Origin of the sequence: Streptomyces sp. NPDC050211 (genome assembly GCF_040656035.1) — a bacterium.
In the GTDB taxonomy this organism is placed as follows: Bacteria; Actinomycetota; Actinomycetes; order Streptomycetales; family Streptomycetaceae; genus Streptomyces.
This window is the reverse complement of sequence record NZ_JBFALC010000017.1, coordinates 56873-75644: the sequence shown is the minus strand read 5'-3', so window position 1 is coordinate 75644 and position 18772 is coordinate 56873. Positions and strand designations below refer to the sequence as shown.

Sequence of the window (18772 nt, the reverse complement as noted above, 5' to 3'; positions counted from 1 at the left end):
TACAGGGAGGCGGCATGACAGAGACGGCGAGCGGTCCGGCACGGGGTTCCCGAACCAAGGGCACCAAGGCGAGCAAGGGCCTGCGTATCGAGCGCATCCACACGACCCCCGGCGTACACCCGTACGACGAGGTGGCCTGGGAGCGCCGTGACGTCGTCATGACCAACTGGCGCGACGGCTCGGTCAATTTCGAGCAGCGTGGCGTCGAGTTCCCCGACTTCTGGTCGGTGAACGCGGTCAACATCGTCACCAGCAAGTACTTCCGCGGTGCCGTCGGCACCCCGCAGCGCGAGACCGGCCTCAAGCAGCTGATCGACCGCATCGTGAAGACGTACCGGAAGGCCGGCGAGGACCACAAGTACTTCGCCTCGCCCGCCGACGCCGAGATCTTCGAGCACGAGCTGGCGTACGCCCTCCTGCACCAGATCTTCAGCTTCAACAGCCCCGTGTGGTTCAACGTGGGCACGGCCCAGCCGCAGCAGGTCTCGGCCTGCTTCATCCTGGCCGTCGACGACTCCATGGAGTCGATCCTCGACTGGTACAAGGAAGAGGGCATGATCTTCAAGGGCGGCTCCGGAGCCGGCCTGAACCTGTCCCGGATCCGCTCCTCCAAGGAACTCCTGTCTTCCGGTGGCAACGCCTCCGGCCCGGTCTCCTTCATGCGCGGCGCCGACGCCTCCGCAGGAACGATCAAGTCGGGCGGCGCCACCCGCCGCGCCGCCAAGATGGTCATCCTCGATGTCGACCACCCCGACATCGAGGACTTCATCGAGACCAAGGTGAAGGAGGAGGTGAAGATCCGCGCCCTGCGTGACGCGGGCTTCGACATGGACCTGGGCGGCGAGGACATTACTTCCGTCCAGTACCAGAACGCCAACAACTCGGTCCGGGTGAACGACGAGTTCATGAAGGCCGTGGAGAACGGCGACAAGTTCGGCCTGCGTGCCCGAATGACCGGCGAGGTCATCGAGGAGGTCGACGCCAAGGTCCTCTTCCGCAAGATGGCCGAGGCCGCCTGGGCCTGCGCCGACCCCGGCATCCAGTACGACGACACCATCAACCACTGGCACACCTGCCCGGAGTCCGGCCGTATCAACGGTTCGAACCCCTGCAGCGAGTACATGCACCTGGACAACACGTCCTGCAACCTCGCCTCGCTGAACCTGATGAAGTTCCTGAAGGACGACGGCAAGGGCAACCAGTCCTTCGAAGCCGAGCGCTTCGCCAAGGTCGTCGAGCTCGTCATCACCGCGATGGACATCTCCATCTGCTTCGCGGACTTCCCGACCCAGAAGATCGGCGAGAACACGCGCGCGTTCCGCCAGCTCGGCATCGGCTACGCCAACCTCGGCGCCCTGCTGATGGCAACCGGCCACGCGTACGACTCGGACGGCGGCCGCTCCCTTGCCGGCGCCATCACCTCCCTGATGACCGGTACGTCGTACAGGCGCTCCGCCGAACTCGCCGCGGTGGTGGGGCCGTACGACGGCTACGCCCGCAACGCGCAGCCGCACCTGCGGGTCATGAAGCAGCACTCCGACGCCAACGAGAAGGCCGTCCGCATGGACGACCTGGACACGCCGGTCTGGGCCGCCGCCACGGAGGCCTGGCAGGACGTGCTGCGTCTTGGCGAGAAGAACGGTTTCCGTAACTCCCAGGCGTCCGTCATCGCGCCGACCGGCACCATCGGTCTGGCGATGTCCTGCGACACCACCGGCCTCGAGCCCGACCTCGCCCTGGTCAAGTTCAAGAAGCTGGTCGGCGGCGGCTCGATGCAGATCGTCAACGGCACCGTCCCGCAGGCTCTGCGCCGCCTGGGCTACCAGGAGGAGCAGATCGAGGCGATCGTCGCCCACATCGCCGACCACGGCAATGTCATCGACGCCCCGGGCCTCAAGCACGAGCACTACGAGGTGTTCGACTGCGCCATGGGCGAGCGCTCCATCTCCGCGATGGGCCACGTCCGCATGATGGCCGCGATCCAGCCGTGGATCTCCGGCGCGCTCTCCAAGACGGTCAACCTGCCGGAGTCGGCGACTGTCGAGGACGTCGAAGAGGTCTACTTCGAGGCGTGGAAGATGGGCGTCAAGGCGCTCGCGATCTACCGCGACAACTGCAAGGTCGGCCAGCCGCTCTCCGCCAAGAACAAGGGCAACCAGAGCCCCGAAGCCACCGCGGCTGCCGAGAAGGCCGAGGCGATCATCCGCGAGACGGTCGAGAAGAAGATCGTCGAGTACCGCCCGGTCCGCAAGCGTCTCCCGAAGGGCCGTCCCGGCATCACGACCTCCTTCACCGTCGGCGGCGCCGAGGGCTATATGACCGCCAACTCCTACCCGGACGACGGTCTCGGCGAGGTCTTCCTGAAGATGTCCAAGCAGGGCTCGACCCTCGCGGGCATGATGGACGCCTTCTCGATCGCCGTCTCGGTGGGTCTGCAGTACGGCGTGCCGCTGGAGACGTACGTCTCGAAGTTCACGAACATGCGCTTCGAGCCGGCGGGCATGACGGACGACCCGGACGTGCGGATGGCGCAGTCGATCGTCGACTACATCTTCCGCCGCCTGGCGCTGGACTTCCTGCCCTTCGAGACCCGCTCCGCGCTCGGCATCCACTCCGCCGAGGAGCGTCAGCGTCACCTGGAGACCGGTTCGTACGAGCCGTCCGACGACGAGGTCGACGTCGAGGGCCTGGCTCAGTCGGCGCCGCGCGCTCAGGAGCTGAAGGCCGTAGCGACGCCCAAGGCCGTGATCGAGGCGGCCAAGCCCGCCCCGCAGCAGGCCCACACCAGCGCCGAGCTGGTGGAGATGCAGCTGGGCATCCAGGCCGACGCCCCGCTGTGCTTCTCCTGCGGTACGAAGATGCAGCGAGCCGGCTCCTGCTACATCTGCGAGGGCTGCGGCTCGACCAGCGGCTGCAGCTGACCCCAGTTGACGGCCAGGCCCTGAAACAGAGGGGCGCTGACCACGTGTCGGCGCCCCTTCGGGCTGTTCAGGACCAGCGTGTCTTGCCCATGACCTGGGTGAACGTGGCCGGGTCGTCCTCGAAGCCATGGATTCCCGCGTGGAAGTCCCATGTGCCGGATCCTTCGCGCACGAACTCCCCGACCCCTGCTGCTGTCGCCCCGAGCACCCCGCCGAAGTCGTCCTGGGCCAGGACGTCGTAGCCCTCGCTGATGCGCAGGTTCGGCTTGAGCACGCTGACGAAGGTCCGGCGGGCGGGGCGCTGTTGGATGATCACGCCGACGACCACGCGCGCGTACCGGCTGTCGAGCCGGTCGAGCTCCAGGGTCATGACCTCGTCCCAGCCGAAGCCCTTGCCGTCCTTGCTGTCCCGGTTGAGCGTGATGGTGCCGTCGGGAGAGCGGCTGCCGAAGTACACCGCATAAGCGGGATCGCCGTACGGATCGCTCGCCAAGTAGGTCGCGGCCACGATGTCCAGATCCGTGGGCGGCTGCCCCGCAGGACTCGGGTCCCACTTCAGTGCGACCTCGGCCTTTCGAATCCCCTTGCTGAGCCCGTTCACCAGACGTCCCCTTCCCCGTGTGCACCTGCCCCAACTGGCGGACAGTCAGGGTTGGTTGTCCATCGTGCCACGCGCGCGTGGGTAGGTGCGCGGATGCGGTCCGCACGAGCGTGACCGAGGCCACGCTCCGTGGCCTTACGATGGCGCGGTGCTGGTCAAGTGGATTCGCTGCACCGTGGTGGACCGCCGCGGCTTCGAGCGGGGGCAGCGAAAGTGGGCGGGGCTTCTGGGGGAGCCGGGGTTTCGAGGGCAGGGCGGAGGCTGGAGTCGGGGGAGGCCCTCCGTCGCGCACATCTTCGCCTTCTGGGAGAGCCGTGCCTTCTACGACTCCTTCATGGCCCGTTCCCACGACCGGCTCGCGGCAGCCCAGTCAGGTACGTTCAAGGATGCCCAGGTCAAGCTGTTCGACTATCGCTTCGACGTGAAGACGGGCTTCGAGCCGCGTTTCACCGACGCCGATCTGGTCCGGGTCGCCCACTGCCGCGTCCATGAGGACCGCGCCGAGCACTTCATGCTGATGCAGGAGAAGGTGTGGAACCCCGCGATGGCCGGCTCGCCCGGAATGATCCGCGGACTGTTCGGTGAGGCGCCCGGGAACGAGTTCCTGGTGCTGTCGATGTGGCAGTCGGCCGCCGAACACGGCAAGTACCGCACCGAGCGCGTGGAGCGGCTCGCCCTGCGTGCTCAGACCGAGGCGGACATCGCGGCCCTCAGAGGTGACATCGTGGGGTTGGAATCGACCTGGATAGTTTGAGATCTGGACGCACTCTTCGTGTGCCCAATGTGGCTCATGGTGCAAGAAATGTGTGACCTACGCTGTATGGAGCCCGTACGAGTGCTCGATGGACCGTCACTCGATCTAGGGTTTTGGCATGGCACGACCACGGCGCATCGTCCTTGTCCGGCATGGTGAGTCAACCGGCAATGTTGATGACACCGTGTACGAACGCGAGCCCGACCATGCCCTGGCGCTGACCGAGCGGGGCTGGCGGCAGGCTGAGGAGACGGGAAAACGGCTGCGCGAGGTGTTCGGCCGCGAGCGCATCAGCGTGTACGTCTCTCCGTACCGCCGTACGCACGAGACGTTCCGCGCCTTCCACCTCGATCCCGAGCTCGTCCGCGTGCGCGAGGAACCCCGGCTGCGCGAACAGGACTGGGGCAACTGGCAGGACCGGGACGACGTCCAACTCCAGAAGGCCTACCGGGACGCGTACGGTCACTTCTTCTACCGCTTCGCCCAGGGCGAGTCCGGGGCGGATGTGTACGACCGGGTCGGCGGCTTCCTGGAGAGCCTGTACCGCAGCTTCGAGGCCCCCGATCATCCGCCGAACGTGCTGCTGGTCACTCACGGACTGGCGATGCGGCTGTTCTGTATGCGCTGGTTCCACTGGACGGTCGCGGAATTCGAGTCGCTGTCGAATCCGGGGAACGCGGAGATGCGGATGCTCGTTCTCGGGGACGACGGCAAGTACTCGCTCGACCGGCCGTTCGAGCGCTGGCGAGATCCGGAACCGTACGGGATCACCGGATAGAGTGGCAGAGCGATGACCGCTGACTCCTCCCCCGACGGACGCCTGGACCGCGCCCTGGCCAGCCTGCGCGGACTCGCGGTCGGGGATGCCCTGGGCTCGCAGTTCTTCGTGCCGGTGAACTACCCGCTGCTGAAGCGCCGCGAGCTGCCACAGGCTCCCTGGCAGTGGACGGACGACACGGAGATGGCGTGCTCCGTCGTGGCCGTCCTCGCCGCTCACCACCGCATCGACCAGGACGCCCTGGCCCGCTCCTTCGCCGAGCACCACGACTTCGACCGCGGATATGGTCCGGCGGTCAACCGTCTGCTGCGGCTGGTCCGTGAGGGCGGCGACTGGCGTGAGCTCGCGGCTGCGCTCTTCAACGGACAAGGGTCCTGGGGGAACGGCGCAGCGATGCGGATCGCCCCTCTGGGCGCCTGGTACGCGGACGACCCGGAACAGGCGACCCACCAGGCCGAGATCTCGGCGTACCCCACGCACCAGCACCGAGAGGCCGTGGTCGGCGCCATGGCCGTCGCCGCTGCTGCCTCCATGGCGGCGGCCCCCGGCGGCCCGCCCAGTGCCGAGGTACTCCTGGACGGCGTCATCGCGCTCGTTCCCAAGAGCGCTGTCGGAGCCGGCCTGCGGCGCGCCCGCGACATGCTCGACTACGCCGATGCGGCCACGGTGGCGGCGGTGCTGGGTTGTGGGCGGCGTACGACGGCGCACGACACGGTGCCGTTCGCGCTCTGGTCCGCCGCGCGTGCCCTCGGTGACTTCGAGGAGGCGTTCTGGACCACCGCCCAGGTCGGCGGGGACGTGGACACGACCTGCGCCATCGTGGGCGGTGTGATCGCCGCCGGGAAGGCGGGGACGCTGCCCGGCGCCTGGGTGGAGCGGACGGAAGCGCTGCCGGAGTGGATGCCTACGTCGGCGTAGCGCCTCGAAGACACCGGTGCAAACTCTCTGTGCATGACGGGAACTCTGTGTAACCGTGTGCTCGTTGTCGTGGCAGTGGCTGTGCGACGCATGAGTCGGCGCATACAGATGACACGCGAGGGGTGGTGGGGTGGTCATGGAGTTCTTGGCGAAGCTGTTCACGCTGCTTGTCGCGGCGGCTGTGATGCCCTGGCGCCCACGGGCCGTCAGGGGGTGCGAGATCGCGCCCCCTGACATCGAGCCTGGTGTGGACCGGGGCGGGTCAGCCGGCCATCGGGCCCGATGTGCCCGCGAGGGCTTCCAGGTCGCTCTTGCGGACCCGGATCACCAACCACGCGGTGATCAGCGCCAGTACGGCCATCGACGCTGCCGCGACGAAGCCCATCGAAATGCCGTGGGTGAGTACGTCGTGCCCCCAGGGCGCGGGCAGCTGCTGCGTCTTGGCGAACTCGGCCTTCTGCTCGGCCGAACCGTCGGCCATGAACTTCGGCACCTGTTTCTCCGCCTCGTCCTTGCTGGCCGAGCCGAACACCGTCGTCAGGATGGACAGGCCCAGCGAACCGCCCACCTGCTGCGTGGCGTTGAGCAGTCCGGAGGCCGCACCCGCCTCATGCTGGGCGACGCCGGACACCGCGGTGACCGTCAGGGTGACGAAGTTCAGGCCCATGCCGAAGCCGAACACCAGCATCGGCCCGAGCACCCCGCCGACGTACGAGCTGTCGGAGCTGATCAAGGTCTGCCAGACCAGGCCGATCACCGCGAGCGCCGAGCCGACGAGCATGAACGGCTTGGGGCCGAGCACCGGCAGGAACCGTTGCGACAGTCCCGCGCCGATCGCGATCACCACTGTCACCGGCAGGAAGGCCACACCGGCCGCGATCGGGCTGTACCCCAGCACGTTCTGCACGAACAGCACGATGTAGAAGAACATGCCGAACATCGCCGCTGCGAGGCTCAGCATGATCACGTACGTCCCCGAGCGATTGCGGTCGGTGAACATGCGCAGCGGGGTGATCGGGTCAGCGGCCCGGGTCTCGACGAAGGCGAAGGCGAGAAGCAGGACCACCGCGGCGCCGAAGGAGCCGAGCGTCATGCTGTCCCGCCAGCCCTCATCGGCCGCGCTGATGAACCCGTAGACGAGCGCTGCCATGCCGAGCGTCGACGTGAGCGCGCCGGCGATGTCGAAGCGCCCGGGGTGCCGTTCGGACTCGCTGATGTACAACGGCGTGAGGACAGCGATCAAGATGCCGATCGGTACGTTGACGAAGAGCACCCACCGCCAGTCGAGCCACTCGGTGAGCATGCCGCCGGCGAGCAGACCGACGGCGCCGCCGCCCGCGGAGACGGCGGCGAAGACTCCGAACGCCCGGTTCCGTTCCGGGCCTTCGGGGAACGTGGTGGTGATGAGCGCCAGCGAGGTCGGCGACGCAATCGCGCCCCCCACGCCCTGCAGGGCGCGCGCGGCCAGCAACTGCCAGGGTTCCTGGGCGAGTCCGCCGAGCAGCGAGGCGAAGGTGAACAGCAGGATGCCGGTCATGAACACTCGGCGGCGGCCGAGGATGTCTCCGGCCCGGCCGCCGAGCAGCAGCAGGCCGCCGAAGGTGAGCGTGTAGGAGCTGACCACCCACGTGAGGTCGGTGGTGCTGAACTTGAGTGCGTCTTGAATGTGCGGGAGAGCGATGTTCACAATCGTCGCGTCGAGTACCACCATGAGTTGGCAGGCCGCGATGACGGTGAGCGCGATACCGGGATGTCCTTCCCGGCGTGCCGCACCTGGCTTCTGATCCTTGATCAACTGAGAGGTTGTCACTATGGGTCCCCCACAAGTGCCTTAGTGAACGCTCGCGTTCACTGTCGCGACAACCGTAGTGAGTCCCCGACAGTGAACGCAAGCGTTCACTTAGCTTTGTGTCGCGAGGCGTTTCCCCCTTTTGCGCCGCGCGGCATGTCCCCTCATCTCCGGAATCACCGCTTCCGCTGTTCGTTGGAGACGATCAGATGGTTACTTCGCGCTGGACGGCCGCCCCCGCTCAGACGGCTTCCCTTCGCCGGCGCGGCGCCGTGCTCGAACGGGCAATCCTCGACGCCGCGTTGGATCAGCTCAGCACGGTCGGCTGGAACGGCCTCACGATGGAGGGCGTCGCCGCGGGCGCCCAGACTGGAAAGGCCGCGGTCTACCGTCGCTGGCCGTCCAAGGAGGACCTCGTCGCGGATGCGCTGCGGGCCGGGTTGCCGAGCTTCGAGGCGGCGCCCAACCTCGGGAGCGTGCGCGACGATCTGCTGAAGCTGTGTCGCCAGGCGCGCGACGCCATGTACTCGCGGCCCGGTTTCGCCTTGCGTTCGGTGATTCACGAATGCGACAACATCCAGGCCGAGCGCTTCCATGGGGTGATCATCAAAGGCGTCGTGGAGCCGACCATCCAGTTGCTCCGAGAGGTCATCGACCGTGGAATCGAGCGAGGCGAGGTGCGAGCCGACGCGGCCAACGGATACGTCGTCGATGCCATCCCGGCGATGATGATGTACCGATCGAAGATGTGCGCAAGCGAATGGAATGATCATGAAATCGAGGAGATGGTCGACCAGTTGATGGTCCCGCTGCTGCGGCCGTACGGGGTCTGACTGCGAGGTTCGCGGATGGTGAAGTCCCCCAGGTGAACCAGGGTGTCGCCGGGGGATCCGGGCGGCGTAGGCTAAGGGCGCCATGCCGTACGAACCACCCACTCACACCGTCGAGCGCTCCCTTCGCGCCACGACCGGAGTGAAGGTCATTGCCGGTGTCGACGAGGTGGGGCGCGGCGCGTGGGCCGGCCCCGTCACCGTCTGTGCCGCGATCACCGGACTGCGCCGGCCCCCCGAAGGCCTCACCGACTCCAAGCTGCTCACCGTCAAGCGCCGTACCGAACTCGCCGAGGTGCTCCTCAAGTGGGTGACCTCGTACGCCCTGGGGCACGCCTCTCCCGAGGAGATCGACGAACTCGGCATGACGGCCGCGCTGCGCCTGGCGGCGATGCGCGCGCTGGAGAGCCTGCCGGTCCGTCCCGAGGCGGTGATTCTCGACGGGAAGCACGACTATCTTGGCGCGCCCTGGAAGGTCCGCACGGTGATCAAGGGGGACCAGTCCTGTGTGGCGGTTGCGGCGGCCTCGGTGATCGCCAAGGTTCAGCGCGACAAAATGATGGCCGAACTGGGTATCGACCATGCAGACTTCGGTTTTGCGGACAATGCCGGGTACCCGTCGCCCGTGCACAAGGCCGCGCTGGAGGAGCGGGGACCCACCCCGTACCACCGGTTGTCATGGGCGTATCTTGATGCGCTGCCCCAGTGGCGGCACCTCAAGAAGGTCCGCACCTGGGTGGACGGAAGCGTTCCGGAGATCGAGGGGCAACTCGGCTTCGACTTCTGACGATTCCGCTCGCACTGATGTGCCACCCGCTGACGCAAGCCGTACCAACGTTTGATAAAAATCAGCTCATGCCTCTCATTCCCGAGGAGCCTCAGATTCACGAGAGTGCCCAGGGTCCCCGCGCCACTCCGGCCAGTGGCCGTACCGCGCCGACCCCTCGTCCTGTACCCGGCCCCCGCCCCGCGGCTCCGTCGCGTCCCGGTCGTCACGGGCCCGTCAGGCCCACGCCGCCGGTGCAACGTACGCCGCGAGACGTGGTCAAGCCCGGACCGTCGGGCCCGGCCGCCCATGCCGCCTCCGATACGGCCCCGGCGACTCCGCAGATCCAGCTGATCCCGGCCTCGGCGGAAGGCGCCCTCGACGCCGCCGAAGAGGCCGTGGATCTGCTTCTGGACTCGGGTCGCGCCCCCAGTGACGTGCTGGTGATCACTACCGGCGAACAGCATCCATGGGCCGCTCACGAGCTGTCCTTCGGTGAAGCTGCCTATTGGGCGCAGCATGACTCCGGTGACGACGTCTTCTATGCCGACGCCGCCGTCGCGAGCCGTGCAGCCTCCCGTCCGGTGGTCGTCGTCGCCGTCAACGGCGGTCCCGACGCCGCTGCCGCCACCGCTCTCCCCCTGGCCCTCACCCGGGCCGGCGCCCTGTTGATCGTCTGCGGCGACCCGCAGCAGATCAACTCTGTGCTGGGCGCGGGCGTCTGAGCCCGTTCCGCAGCGTCCGGGGGACGGCGGGGTGATGGTGATGTCGCCGCGGCGGTGTTTGCACGGTGGACGGTTTGGCGTGCACGGGTGAGTGGGGTTCGTGGGGCACGCGTGCCGCTTGTTCCTAGACGGCCGATCCGCTTTCACCGAATGCCCTGGGCCCGACCGCACGCCGTGCCACGTAGGCCCCCCACTCAGGGCGCGTGCAGGACGATGCCGCAGAGCTTTCGTGTCGCAGGGTTGAGGCTGGGGCGTACCGATGGTTGGCTCCGCTGAAACGTTCTGTCAGGTTCCGTCAGCGTTTCCTCAGGGAGCCGCCCACTCAGCGAGCTGCCGCGCGGCGCAGGACGTCCGAGGCTGCTCCGCCGGTCTGCGGCTTCGGCGGTGGCGCCTCGGACGTGGCGAAGGGTTCCGGGGTGGAATCTGCACTGGGTCGGCGTCCGCCGCGGTCCTCGCCGAGGACCTGCCAGCCGTTACGGGTCAGCGTGATGTACGCCCCGCAGCGCAGCCCGTGCAGAGTGCAGGCGTCACGCAGCCCCCACATCCATGCGCCGTCCTCCTGCGTCCAACGCGCGTCGCCCTCACGGCAGTACAGCAGCACTGCGGTGCGCACCGGCGTGCGGCGCCGCAGGTCGTGGGGGATGACCCGACGCAGTTGGGCGAGCAGGACGTTGCGGAACATCCAGCCGTCGGCCGGGGCCGGGCGGCGGGCGAAGGAGGCGCTGGCGCAGATCCGTTCGTCCGGGTCGAGGACGGCCACGATGGCGGTTGCCGGCCGGGGGTGGTGCCGGGAATGCAGTCCGCTGACAACTTCCCGTGGGTTGCGCAGGAGGGGGATGCCGGCCGCGGCCCACTCCGCGGGTTCGAGCATGCGGGCCGCGGACGCGGCGGACAGGTCGGACGACGTGGATGCCGCGGGGGACGGAGCGAATCCGAAGGTCACGGTCCTCCCTTCGGCTACGCGCCCACACTGCGGGCGGGGTCGGATTCGGGGGAGCGCGCACCGCAGTGGAGCCCTGCCGGATCACGGCGAGCCGTGCGGGGAGCGGACCTCAATTCTTCCTGTCGAACGTGGATGCGGCAACGAGCAATTGGGGCCACCGACCGATATCTGGTGGTGCGTGGTTTATATCCCCACCAGGTGTGTCATCTGCGACGCATGGTGCGACCGTGCCTCAAGGTAGATGCCGTTCGGGGAGAGGGGCCGGGTAATCGGCCTGCCTGGCGGAGCGGCTCGCGGGGGCGCCGTTCCCGCCAGTGCAGGCGTGCATGAAGCCGCCCTTCGCGATGGATGTGATCAACCCTGGACTGCCAGGACCAGCGGTAGCACTCCCTGGGCGCCGGCACGCCGGAGCATGCGGGCTGCGACCGCGAGTGTCCAACCGGTCTCGGTGAAGTCGTCCACCAGGAGGACGGGACCCCCGATGCCGGACAGAGCAGAGGCAAGGGCCGGCGGCACGGTCAGCACGCCGTCGAGTGTCTTGAGCCGCTGGGCGCTGTTGCTCCGTGAGACCTGATACCCGTCGCCCGTGTGCTCGACGGAGCCCAGCAGTGGCAGTCGGCCCACCTCCGAGATGTGCGCGCCGAGGGAGTTGATCAGTTGCGGCCGGGAGCGCGAGGCGATGGTGACGACACCGACGGGACGCGCCTGGGCGTCCGGTGCCCCCGGTGCCCAGCCGCCGGGCCCCTTGGCCCAGTCGGCCAGGACGCCGACGACAGCCTTTGCCACGTCGTCCGGTACCGGGCCGTCCGAGGCGTGCGGGGCCAGCATCGGCCGGAGCCGGTTGCCCCAGCCGATGTCCGACAGCCGTCCGAGAGCCCTGCCGGGCGCGGCCTGCTCACCGAGGGGAATGCGGCCCTTGAGATCGACGCCGATCGCCGGCAGCCCGGTCGGCCACATCCTGCGCGGTTCCACCTCGACGCCCGCCCGGCCGAGATCGTCGCGCGCGGCGTCCAGAGCGGCCGGGGACATGTCGGCGGTGAAGCGCGTGCCCGCGCAGTTGTCGCAGCGTCCGCAGGGCTTTGCCCCTTCGTCGTCCAGCTGGCGTTGCAGGAACTCCATACGGCAGCCCGTCGCCGACGCGTACTCGCGCATCGCCTGCTGTTCGGCCTTGCGCTGCCGGGCCACCCAGTCGTACCGCTCCGTCTCGTACGTCCACGGCTGCCCGGTCGCGATCCAGCCGCCCTTGACCCGCTTGACCGCCCCGTCCACATCGAGGACCTTGAGCATGGTCTCCAGGCGGGACCGGCGCAGCTCCACCAACGGCTCCAGAGCGGGCAGCGAAAGAGGGCGCTCCGCGCGCGCGAGGACGTCGAGCGTGCGCCGCACCAGGTCCTCCGACGGGAAGGCGAGCGAGGCGAAGTACTCCCAGATCGCCTCGTCCTCCTTGCCCGGGAGCAGGAGTACTTCGGCGTGCTCGACGCCGCGTCCAGCTCGGCCCACCTGCTGGTAGTAGGCGATGGGCGACGAGGGCGAGCCCAGGTGCACCACGAATCCGAGGTCGGGCTTGTCGAAGCCCATGCCGAGCGCGGAGGTGGCTACCAGCGCCTTGACCCGGTTGGCGATCAGGTCCTCCTCGGCCTGCTGCCGGTCGGCGTTCTCCGTCCTGCCCGTGTACGGGGCGACGGTGTGTCCGCGCTGCCGCAGGAAGGCGGTGACCTCCTCGGCGGCGGCCACGGTGAGCGTGTAGATGATTCCGGAGCCCGGCAACTCGTCGAGGTGGTCGGCGAGCCAGGCCATCCGGTGCGCGGCGTCAGGCAGCCGGAGCACGCTCAGGCTCAGGCTCTCCCGATCCAGCGGCCCGCGCAGCACGAGGGCGTCCGACGTGCCCCCGGTGCCGAGCTGTTCGGCGACATCGGCGGTCACACGCGCGTTGGCGGTGGCCGTGGTCGCCAGTACCGGCACGCCGGGCGGGAGGTCCATCAGCATCGTGCGAAGCCGTCGGTAGTCCGGGCGGAAGTCGTGACCCCAGTCGGAGATGCAGTGCGCCTCGTCGACCACGAGGAGTCCGGTCGCGGCGGCGAGTTTGGGCAGCACCTGGTCGCGGAAGTCAGGGTTGTTGAGCCGCTCCGGGCTGACCAGCAGGACGTCGACCTCGCCCGCGGCGATCTCGCTCTGGACCATGTCCCACTCCTCGGTGTTGGAGGAGTTGATGGTCCGCGCGTGGATACCGGCACGGGCGGCGGCCTCGACCTGGTTGCGCATCAGCGCGAGCAGCGGGGAGACGATCACGGTGGGGCCGCTGCCCCGGGCGCGGAGCAACGAGGTGGCGACGAAGTACACCGCCGACTTGCCCCACCCCGTGCGCTGGACGACGAGGGCTCGGCGTCTGTCCGCCACCAACGCCTCGATCGCCCGCCACTGGTCCTCGCGCAGCCTGGCCGCGCTTGTGGCGTCCCCGACGAGGCGGGCGAGGACCGCGTCGGCGGCCGCCCGGAGATCCGCGTTGCTCGTGTGCTCCATGCGTCCATACAACAGGACGGCGCTGACAATCCGGGTCGGCTGTGGACGATGAGGGGTTTCTCCGACCGGATTGTCGTGTCCCTGATCGGACTTATCCACAGGTCGAAGCGGAGGCCCGCAATCCGGGAGATCGTCGGCGCATGACGAATCACAGCGAAGCGACTGGATCTCCTGAGAACGAGGGCATGGCCGGGCACGAGGGGCTCGATGCTCACGGCGCCGGGGACGAGCCCGGCGGAGGCCACGAGCCCTTCGACGCCAGCGAGACCCACGGTCCTGGGGCGTATGACGCACCTGAGGCGTACAACGCCCCTGACGCGCACAACCCACCCGACCTGTACGACGGCCCTCCCGGCGAGCACCAGGTCACCCTCCGCACCCCGGCCGAACTGGCCGACGCCCTGCCGTATCTGCTCGGCTACCGCCCAGAGGACAGCGTCGTCCTGGTCGCCCTCCACGACAGGGGTGGCCGCGGACGCTTCGGCGGCCGGGCTCGACTCGGCATTCCCGCGAACCCGGACGACTGGCCGTCCGCGGCCCGGCAGTTGGCCCACGGGCTGGTGACGGGCAGCGAGCGCCGGGGTGCGCGCCCGGAACAGTTGGTCGCGTACGTCTGCCAGGAACCGGGGAGCGGGGAATCCGGCCGCCAGGTCATGGAGCGACTGCAGGCGCTGGCCCAGCGGCTGCGCGTCGAGTGCGGTCTGCTGGACGTGCCGGTGATCGAGGCATTGTGCATCTCGGACGGCCGCTTCTGGTCGTACTGCTGCGTGAACAGGCGATGCTGCCCGCCTGAAGGCACGCCCATGGGCCTGCCCGGCACCTCCGTGCTGGCCGCTGCTGCCACGTATGCGGGCCTCCAGGTGCGTGGCTCCCTGCGCGAACTGCGGGCCAGGCTCCTGCCCTGGGAAACGGCGGCCGCTCTGGACCAGGAGGCTGCTCTGGACACCGCCGGAAGGAGCCTCGTCCCCCGGATCCTCGACGACGAGAGCCGGGCGGCTGTGGCCCAGGAGACGCTCGATCTTGCCCGGCAGGTCATGAGCCGTCTGGCCGCAGCGCCGTCCGTGTCCGGCACGGTCATGGCCGACCTGCGCGACGACGGACTGCTCGGACATGACGAAGCCGCGACGCTGATTCTCGGCCTGCAGGACCGTTCGACGCGTGATCGAGCGGCCGAGTGGATGGAGGGCGACGAGTCCGGCCCGGCGCTGCGCCTGTGGCGAGCCCTGGCCCGACGCTGCGTCGGCCCGTACAGCGAACATGCCGCGGCGCCGCTCACGCTGGCCGGGTGGGTCGCCTGGTCGACGGGCGACGACCTGGAGGCCAGGGAAGCCCTCGCCATGGCGCTCGGCGCGGACCCCGGCTACCTCTTCGCCCGTCTGCTGCATCAGGCCTGCAACGAGGGGCTGGACCCGGAGTCGATCCGCCGCTGCCTGCGTGCGGAACGCGATGGTCGTGAGCCGATGCGAGCCGGCAGCGCGGAGGCCACGCAGGAGGCGGCGCTGAGCGAAGCCGCCGAGCCGGACCCCTGCGCCGCTCCCACATCGGCGTCAGCCGTACGCCGCCGACGTCGTGTACGGCCCGCGAGTGCAAGCGACGACTCACCTCGCTCCGCGAAGCCCAAGGCGCGTGAGCCGAGGCCCAAGCCCTCCCGGCCGCGCACGACGGCTGCGGGGGTTGCGCGCCCGGGGGCTGCTCGTGCGGGCGGCACGCGCACGCGTGCCTCAGTGAAGGGAGCGGTCCACGGCACCGGCAATCCGGGAGACCTGCACGCCAAGGGCGACAGCCAGGAGGAAGACACGTGAGCGGAAGCACGGGTGGCCGCACTCGGACGGAGGGCAGCAGCGAAGTGACGACGGTTCGACAACTGGGGCAGTCAGCGGTGGGCGGCCCAGTCCGTCATCACTCGATCGAGTCGTCCTGCCGGGGGCGTTACCTCGAACAGCCCCATGCCGTTCACCTGAGTGGCGGAACGCCTGGACGGGCATGGCCGCCGCACCACCCATGTCACTCCGGACGCATCCAGTACGGCGCCAACACGCCCGAGGCGCCCAGAGCGCAGAAGGAGCCGCCCATGCATCAGCCGACTCCGCCCGCCACCGTTGTCGACGACGAGCACCGCACACACGGCGGGTCCGCTCCGGGCGCTGGTCCACCGTCGTTCACGGACAGTGTCGGCGCCCGCAGGGCCCGGTTCCCGAGCGGTTCTCATGGCTGGGCACCGGCCCGGCCCCCGGCTCAGCCACGCGGTCCAGCTCCGATTCCGTCTCGCGCCGCCCCACTGCCGACCCTGGGTCGGCCCCTGGACCTGCCGCCCGCCCACACCGCTCTGGTCTGCGTCGCGCTCCCCGGTTTCGCCATCTCCACGGAACAGGGTCAGCTGACCGGTCGGGGGCTGGAGGGGTTCTACCGCGCGGGCCGACGTGTGCTCTCCCGCTGCCAGGTTCGGGTGGCCGGCCGCGAGCCACTCGCGGTGCAGGCCAGGATGACCTCGGCCGACACCGCCCGGTTCATGGGCACCCTGCGCACGTCCGCGCACACCGGTCCGGACCCGGACGTCGTCGTCGAGCGCATCCGCGGCGCGGACGGTACGGAGCGGATCACCTTGCACAGTGCGGCACTTCGTCCACTGCGCCTGTCCATCGAGGTCGCCCTCGGCACGGATCTGGCCGACCTGGCCACGATCGCGAGCGGCAACTCGGGGCACGAACTGCCGGCCAGTGTCCACGACTCCGGCCTGCGCTGGTCCTGCGCCACCGGGAAGTCCTCGGTCACGGCCGACCCAGCACCGCACGATGCACTGGCCTCCGCGGGGCTGCTGCGCTGGGAGCTCGAACTGCCCCCGGGCGGCAGCACGAGCGTGGAGCTGCGGGTACGACCCGACAGAGCGGTGCCCCTCCGGGCGGCGGGCCGTGCGGCGACGAGCCCCCTGTCTCCCGCCAGGGCGGCGGGAGACAACCCCGGAGTCCAGAGACTCCTGCGCACGAGCATCGAGGACCTCCAGTCCCTGCTGCTGCGCGACCCCGCCCATCCGGTGGACACACACCTGGCCGCCGGCGTGCCGTGGCGCTGTGGCCTCGCTCCGGCGGACGCACTGGCCGCCGCCCGGATGACACTGCCCCTCGGCACCCGGCTGGCCGCGGGCACCTTGCGCACCCTCGCCCGCACTCAACTCGACGGCCCGGGCACCCGGTTCGGCATGATCCCGGGCCCGCGACGGGACGCGGGCCCCCACCTGCCGCCGGCCTGTACGGGCACGGAGGCCACGCTCCTCTTCCCCGTGCTCCTGGCCGAGGCCCGTCGCTGGGGCCTGTCCGAACAGGAGACACAGGAATTGCTCCCGGCTGCCGACCGCTGTCTGACCTGGCTGCGCACCACGGTGGGCGACGGCACGTACCTACGCGACCCGTACCCTGGCGGGCCCTTCCGCTGCGAGACGCAGGCGTACGCCCACCGCGCCGCTCTGCTTGGCGCCGATCTGCTCGACGACTGCGGCAGACCGGGTGGGGCAGGGCTGCGGCAGTGGGCCGAGGCCTTGCGGACGGCGTTCCGGTCGGATTTCTGGGTCGACGACCTGGGCGGCGGCCGGCTGGCGGCCGCCCGTACCCCGGACGGCCGACTCGTGCCGCACCTGGGCGCGTCCGCAGTCCACCTCCTCGACACCGGCCTGAGCGGCGGAGGCCGGCAGGCGGCCGGTCTGCTCGACAAGGTGCAGACCGAACAGCTCGCCCGGCTGCTCGGGGGCCCGGCCATGGACTCGGGCTGGGGTCTGCGCGGGCTGGGCGCGAGGGAGCCGGGGTACAACTCGTTCGGTCACCGCACTGGGGCCGTGCGCGTCCAGGAGACGGCCGTCGCGGTGGCGGGGCTGACCGCGGCCGGGTACGAGAAGGAAGCGGGAGCCCTGTTGCGGGGCGTACTGTCCGCAGCCGAGACCTTCGGCCACCGCCTGCCCGAGATGTACGCGGGGGAGCAGCGCACCGACGGGAGCGCCCCCCTCCCGCACCCCGCAGCCTGCCGCCCGGCTGCCACGGCCGCGGCTGCCGGTGTGCTGCTGCTGACCACTCTTGCCGGCATCCGTCCCGACGCACCCGCCGGGACGGTCACACTGCGCCCCATGGGCAGCGCACCCCTGGGAGAGATCGTCCTGACCGGACTGCGTGTGGCGGACGCCCCCTTCTCCGTACGGGTCAGCAGACTCGGCCTCGCCATGGTCGAGGAGGCGGCCGACCAGCTGCAACTGGGAGGGTGAACCCGTATGCCGCGGCACCGCACGACTGCCGGGAGAGCAGGGTGAAACCCATACCGAGCCAAAGTGGATCAGCCATCGATGCGGCCGACGAAGGGAGTGTTTATCGTCAGGCAGACGACTATGATCGCCGCATGCCCTACGACCCGTCAGCCTTTCCGCCCTTCGCCGTCACCGTGGACCTGGTCGTGCTGACCGTGCGCCGCCATGCCCTGTGCGCGCTGGCGGTACGCAGGGGGGAACCGCCGTTCCAGGGACGCTGGGCGCTCCCTGGAGGCTTCGTACGGGCCGACGAGGACCTGGCACAGGCGGCAGCCCGCGAGCTGGCCGAGGAGACCGGGCTGCGCGCCCATGATCCGGCTGTCCCCGTCCAGGACAACGGCGCTCACCTCGAGCAGCTCGCGACCTACGGCGACCCCAAGCGGGATCCCCGGATGCGGGTGGTCAGCGTCGCGCACCTGGCGCTCGCCCCCGACCTGCCGGCCCCCCGAGCGGGCGGCGACGCCAGCAATGCGCGCTGGGCGCCGGTCGAGGAACTGCTGCAGCAGAGCGGCTACGGCCGCGACGGCGAACCCGTGGCGCCGCTCGCCTTCGACCACGCACAGATCCTCTCGGACGGGGTGGAGCGCGCCCGATCCAAGATCGAGTACTCGTCCCTGGCCACGGCGTTCTGTCCCACCGAGTTCACCGTCGGTGAGCTGCGTCGTGTCTACGAGGCGGTGTGGGGCGTCGCGCTCGACCCGCGCAACTTCCACCGCAAGGTGACGGGCACACCGGGGTTCCTCGTCCCCACCGGCGGCACCACCACCCGCCAGGGCGGTCGCCCGGCCCAGCTCTTCCGGGCCGGCGGCGCCACGCTGCTCAACCCTCCGATGCTGCGCCCCGAGGTGTGACTCCGGGCACCGGAAGTGAAGGGTGAACGAAGTCCGATCCGGCCGACCGCCGCCGTTGAGCAGGCTGCGGCATGCCCGAAAAACCGGACAT

Annotated in this window: 14 protein-coding genes; 10 read left to right on the top strand and 4 right to left on the bottom strand. The window is 69.6% G+C overall.

Features of this window, described 5'->3' with window-relative positions:
- Positions 1–14 precede the first annotated feature (14 nt).
- The gene (locus AB0I98_RS19505) at positions 15–2921 is read left to right on the top strand and encodes a vitamin B12-dependent ribonucleotide reductase (protein ID WP_362943139.1); all 2907 of its coding nucleotides are present in this window, start codon (positions 15–17) and stop codon (positions 2919–2921) included.
- Between the two features lie 67 nt (positions 2922–2988).
- Here AB0I98_RS19505 and AB0I98_RS19500 read toward each other — a convergent pair whose 3' ends face one another.
- Positions 2989–3522 carry a TerD family protein gene (locus AB0I98_RS19500; RefSeq protein WP_362943136.1) on the bottom strand — a complete coding sequence of 178 codons (534 nt, stop codon included), beginning with the start codon at positions 3520–3522 and terminating at the stop codon, positions 2989–2991.
- Positions 3523–3670: 148 nt separating this feature from the next.
- Here AB0I98_RS19500 and AB0I98_RS19495 point away from each other — a divergent pair, with 148 nt between their 5' ends.
- The 3 genes from AB0I98_RS19495 to AB0I98_RS19485 all read left to right on the top strand — a co-directional run bounded on the left by AB0I98_RS19495 (position 3671) and on the right by AB0I98_RS19485 (position 5972).
- Entirely contained in the window at positions 3671–4276 is a 606-nt protein-coding gene (locus tag AB0I98_RS19495; RefSeq protein ID WP_362943133.1) for a YdbC family protein, read from the top strand.
- Positions 4277–4394: 118 nt separating this feature from the next.
- Complete coding sequence (locus tag AB0I98_RS19490) at positions 4395–5054, top strand: histidine phosphatase family protein (RefSeq protein WP_328355379.1); 660 nt, start codon at positions 4395–4397, stop codon at positions 5052–5054.
- 12 nt (positions 5055–5066) lie between these two features.
- On the top strand, positions 5067–5972 hold the full coding sequence (locus AB0I98_RS19485; protein ID WP_362943130.1) for an ADP-ribosylglycohydrolase family protein: 906 nt from the start codon (positions 5067–5069) through the stop codon (positions 5970–5972).
- Positions 5973–6234: 262 nt separating this feature from the next.
- Here the strand turns inward: AB0I98_RS19485 and AB0I98_RS19480 are convergent, their stop codons facing one another.
- Positions 6235–7782 carry an MFS transporter gene (locus AB0I98_RS19480; protein WP_362943127.1) on the bottom strand — a complete coding sequence of 516 codons (1548 nt, stop codon included), beginning with the start codon at positions 7780–7782 and terminating at the stop codon, positions 6235–6237.
- A gap of 188 nt (positions 7783–7970) precedes the next feature.
- Between AB0I98_RS19480 and AB0I98_RS19475 the strand changes: the two genes are divergently transcribed.
- From AB0I98_RS19475 to AB0I98_RS19465, 3 genes are all read left to right on the top strand, one after another.
- Positions 7971–8594, top strand: a complete 624-nt coding sequence (locus AB0I98_RS19475) for a TetR/AcrR family transcriptional regulator (protein ID WP_362943124.1) — start codon at positions 7971–7973, stop codon at positions 8592–8594.
- 82 nt (positions 8595–8676) lie between these two features.
- Positions 8677–9378: a ribonuclease HII gene (locus AB0I98_RS19470; RefSeq protein ID WP_362943121.1), complete on the top strand. Its 702-nt coding sequence runs from the start codon at positions 8677–8679 to the stop codon at positions 9376–9378.
- 68 nt (positions 9379–9446) lie between these two features.
- Positions 9447–10082, top strand: coding sequence for a hypothetical protein (locus AB0I98_RS19465; protein WP_362943118.1), 636 nt, complete (start codon positions 9447–9449; stop codon positions 10080–10082).
- 322 nt (positions 10083–10404) lie between these two features.
- Here the strand turns inward: AB0I98_RS19465 and AB0I98_RS19460 are convergent, their stop codons facing one another.
- A complete protein-coding gene (locus AB0I98_RS19460) occupies positions 10405–11025 on the bottom strand; it encodes a hypothetical protein (protein WP_362943115.1) in 621 nt (206 codons plus the stop codon).
- A 354-nt stretch (positions 11026–11379) separates the two neighbouring features.
- Positions 11380–13545 carry a RecQ family ATP-dependent DNA helicase gene (locus AB0I98_RS19455; RefSeq protein ID WP_362943112.1) on the bottom strand — a complete coding sequence of 722 codons (2166 nt, stop codon included), beginning with the start codon at positions 13543–13545 and terminating at the stop codon, positions 11380–11382.
- Positions 13546–13685: 140 nt separating this feature from the next.
- Here AB0I98_RS19455 and AB0I98_RS19450 point away from each other — a divergent pair, with 140 nt between their 5' ends.
- From AB0I98_RS19450 to AB0I98_RS19440, 3 genes are all read left to right on the top strand, one after another.
- Entirely contained in the window at positions 13686–15347 is a 1662-nt protein-coding gene (locus tag AB0I98_RS19450) for a DUF4192 domain-containing protein (protein ID WP_362943109.1), read from the top strand.
- A gap of 269 nt (positions 15348–15616) precedes the next feature.
- Positions 15617–17791 (top strand): glycogen debranching N-terminal domain-containing protein, encoded by a 2175-nt coding sequence (locus AB0I98_RS19445; protein WP_362943106.1) that lies wholly within the window; start codon positions 15617–15619, stop codon positions 17789–17791.
- A 131-nt stretch (positions 17792–17922) separates the two neighbouring features.
- Entirely contained in the window at positions 17923–18681 is a 759-nt protein-coding gene (locus AB0I98_RS19440; RefSeq protein ID WP_301984782.1) for an NUDIX hydrolase, read from the top strand.
- Positions 18682–18772: the final 91 nt, after the last annotated feature.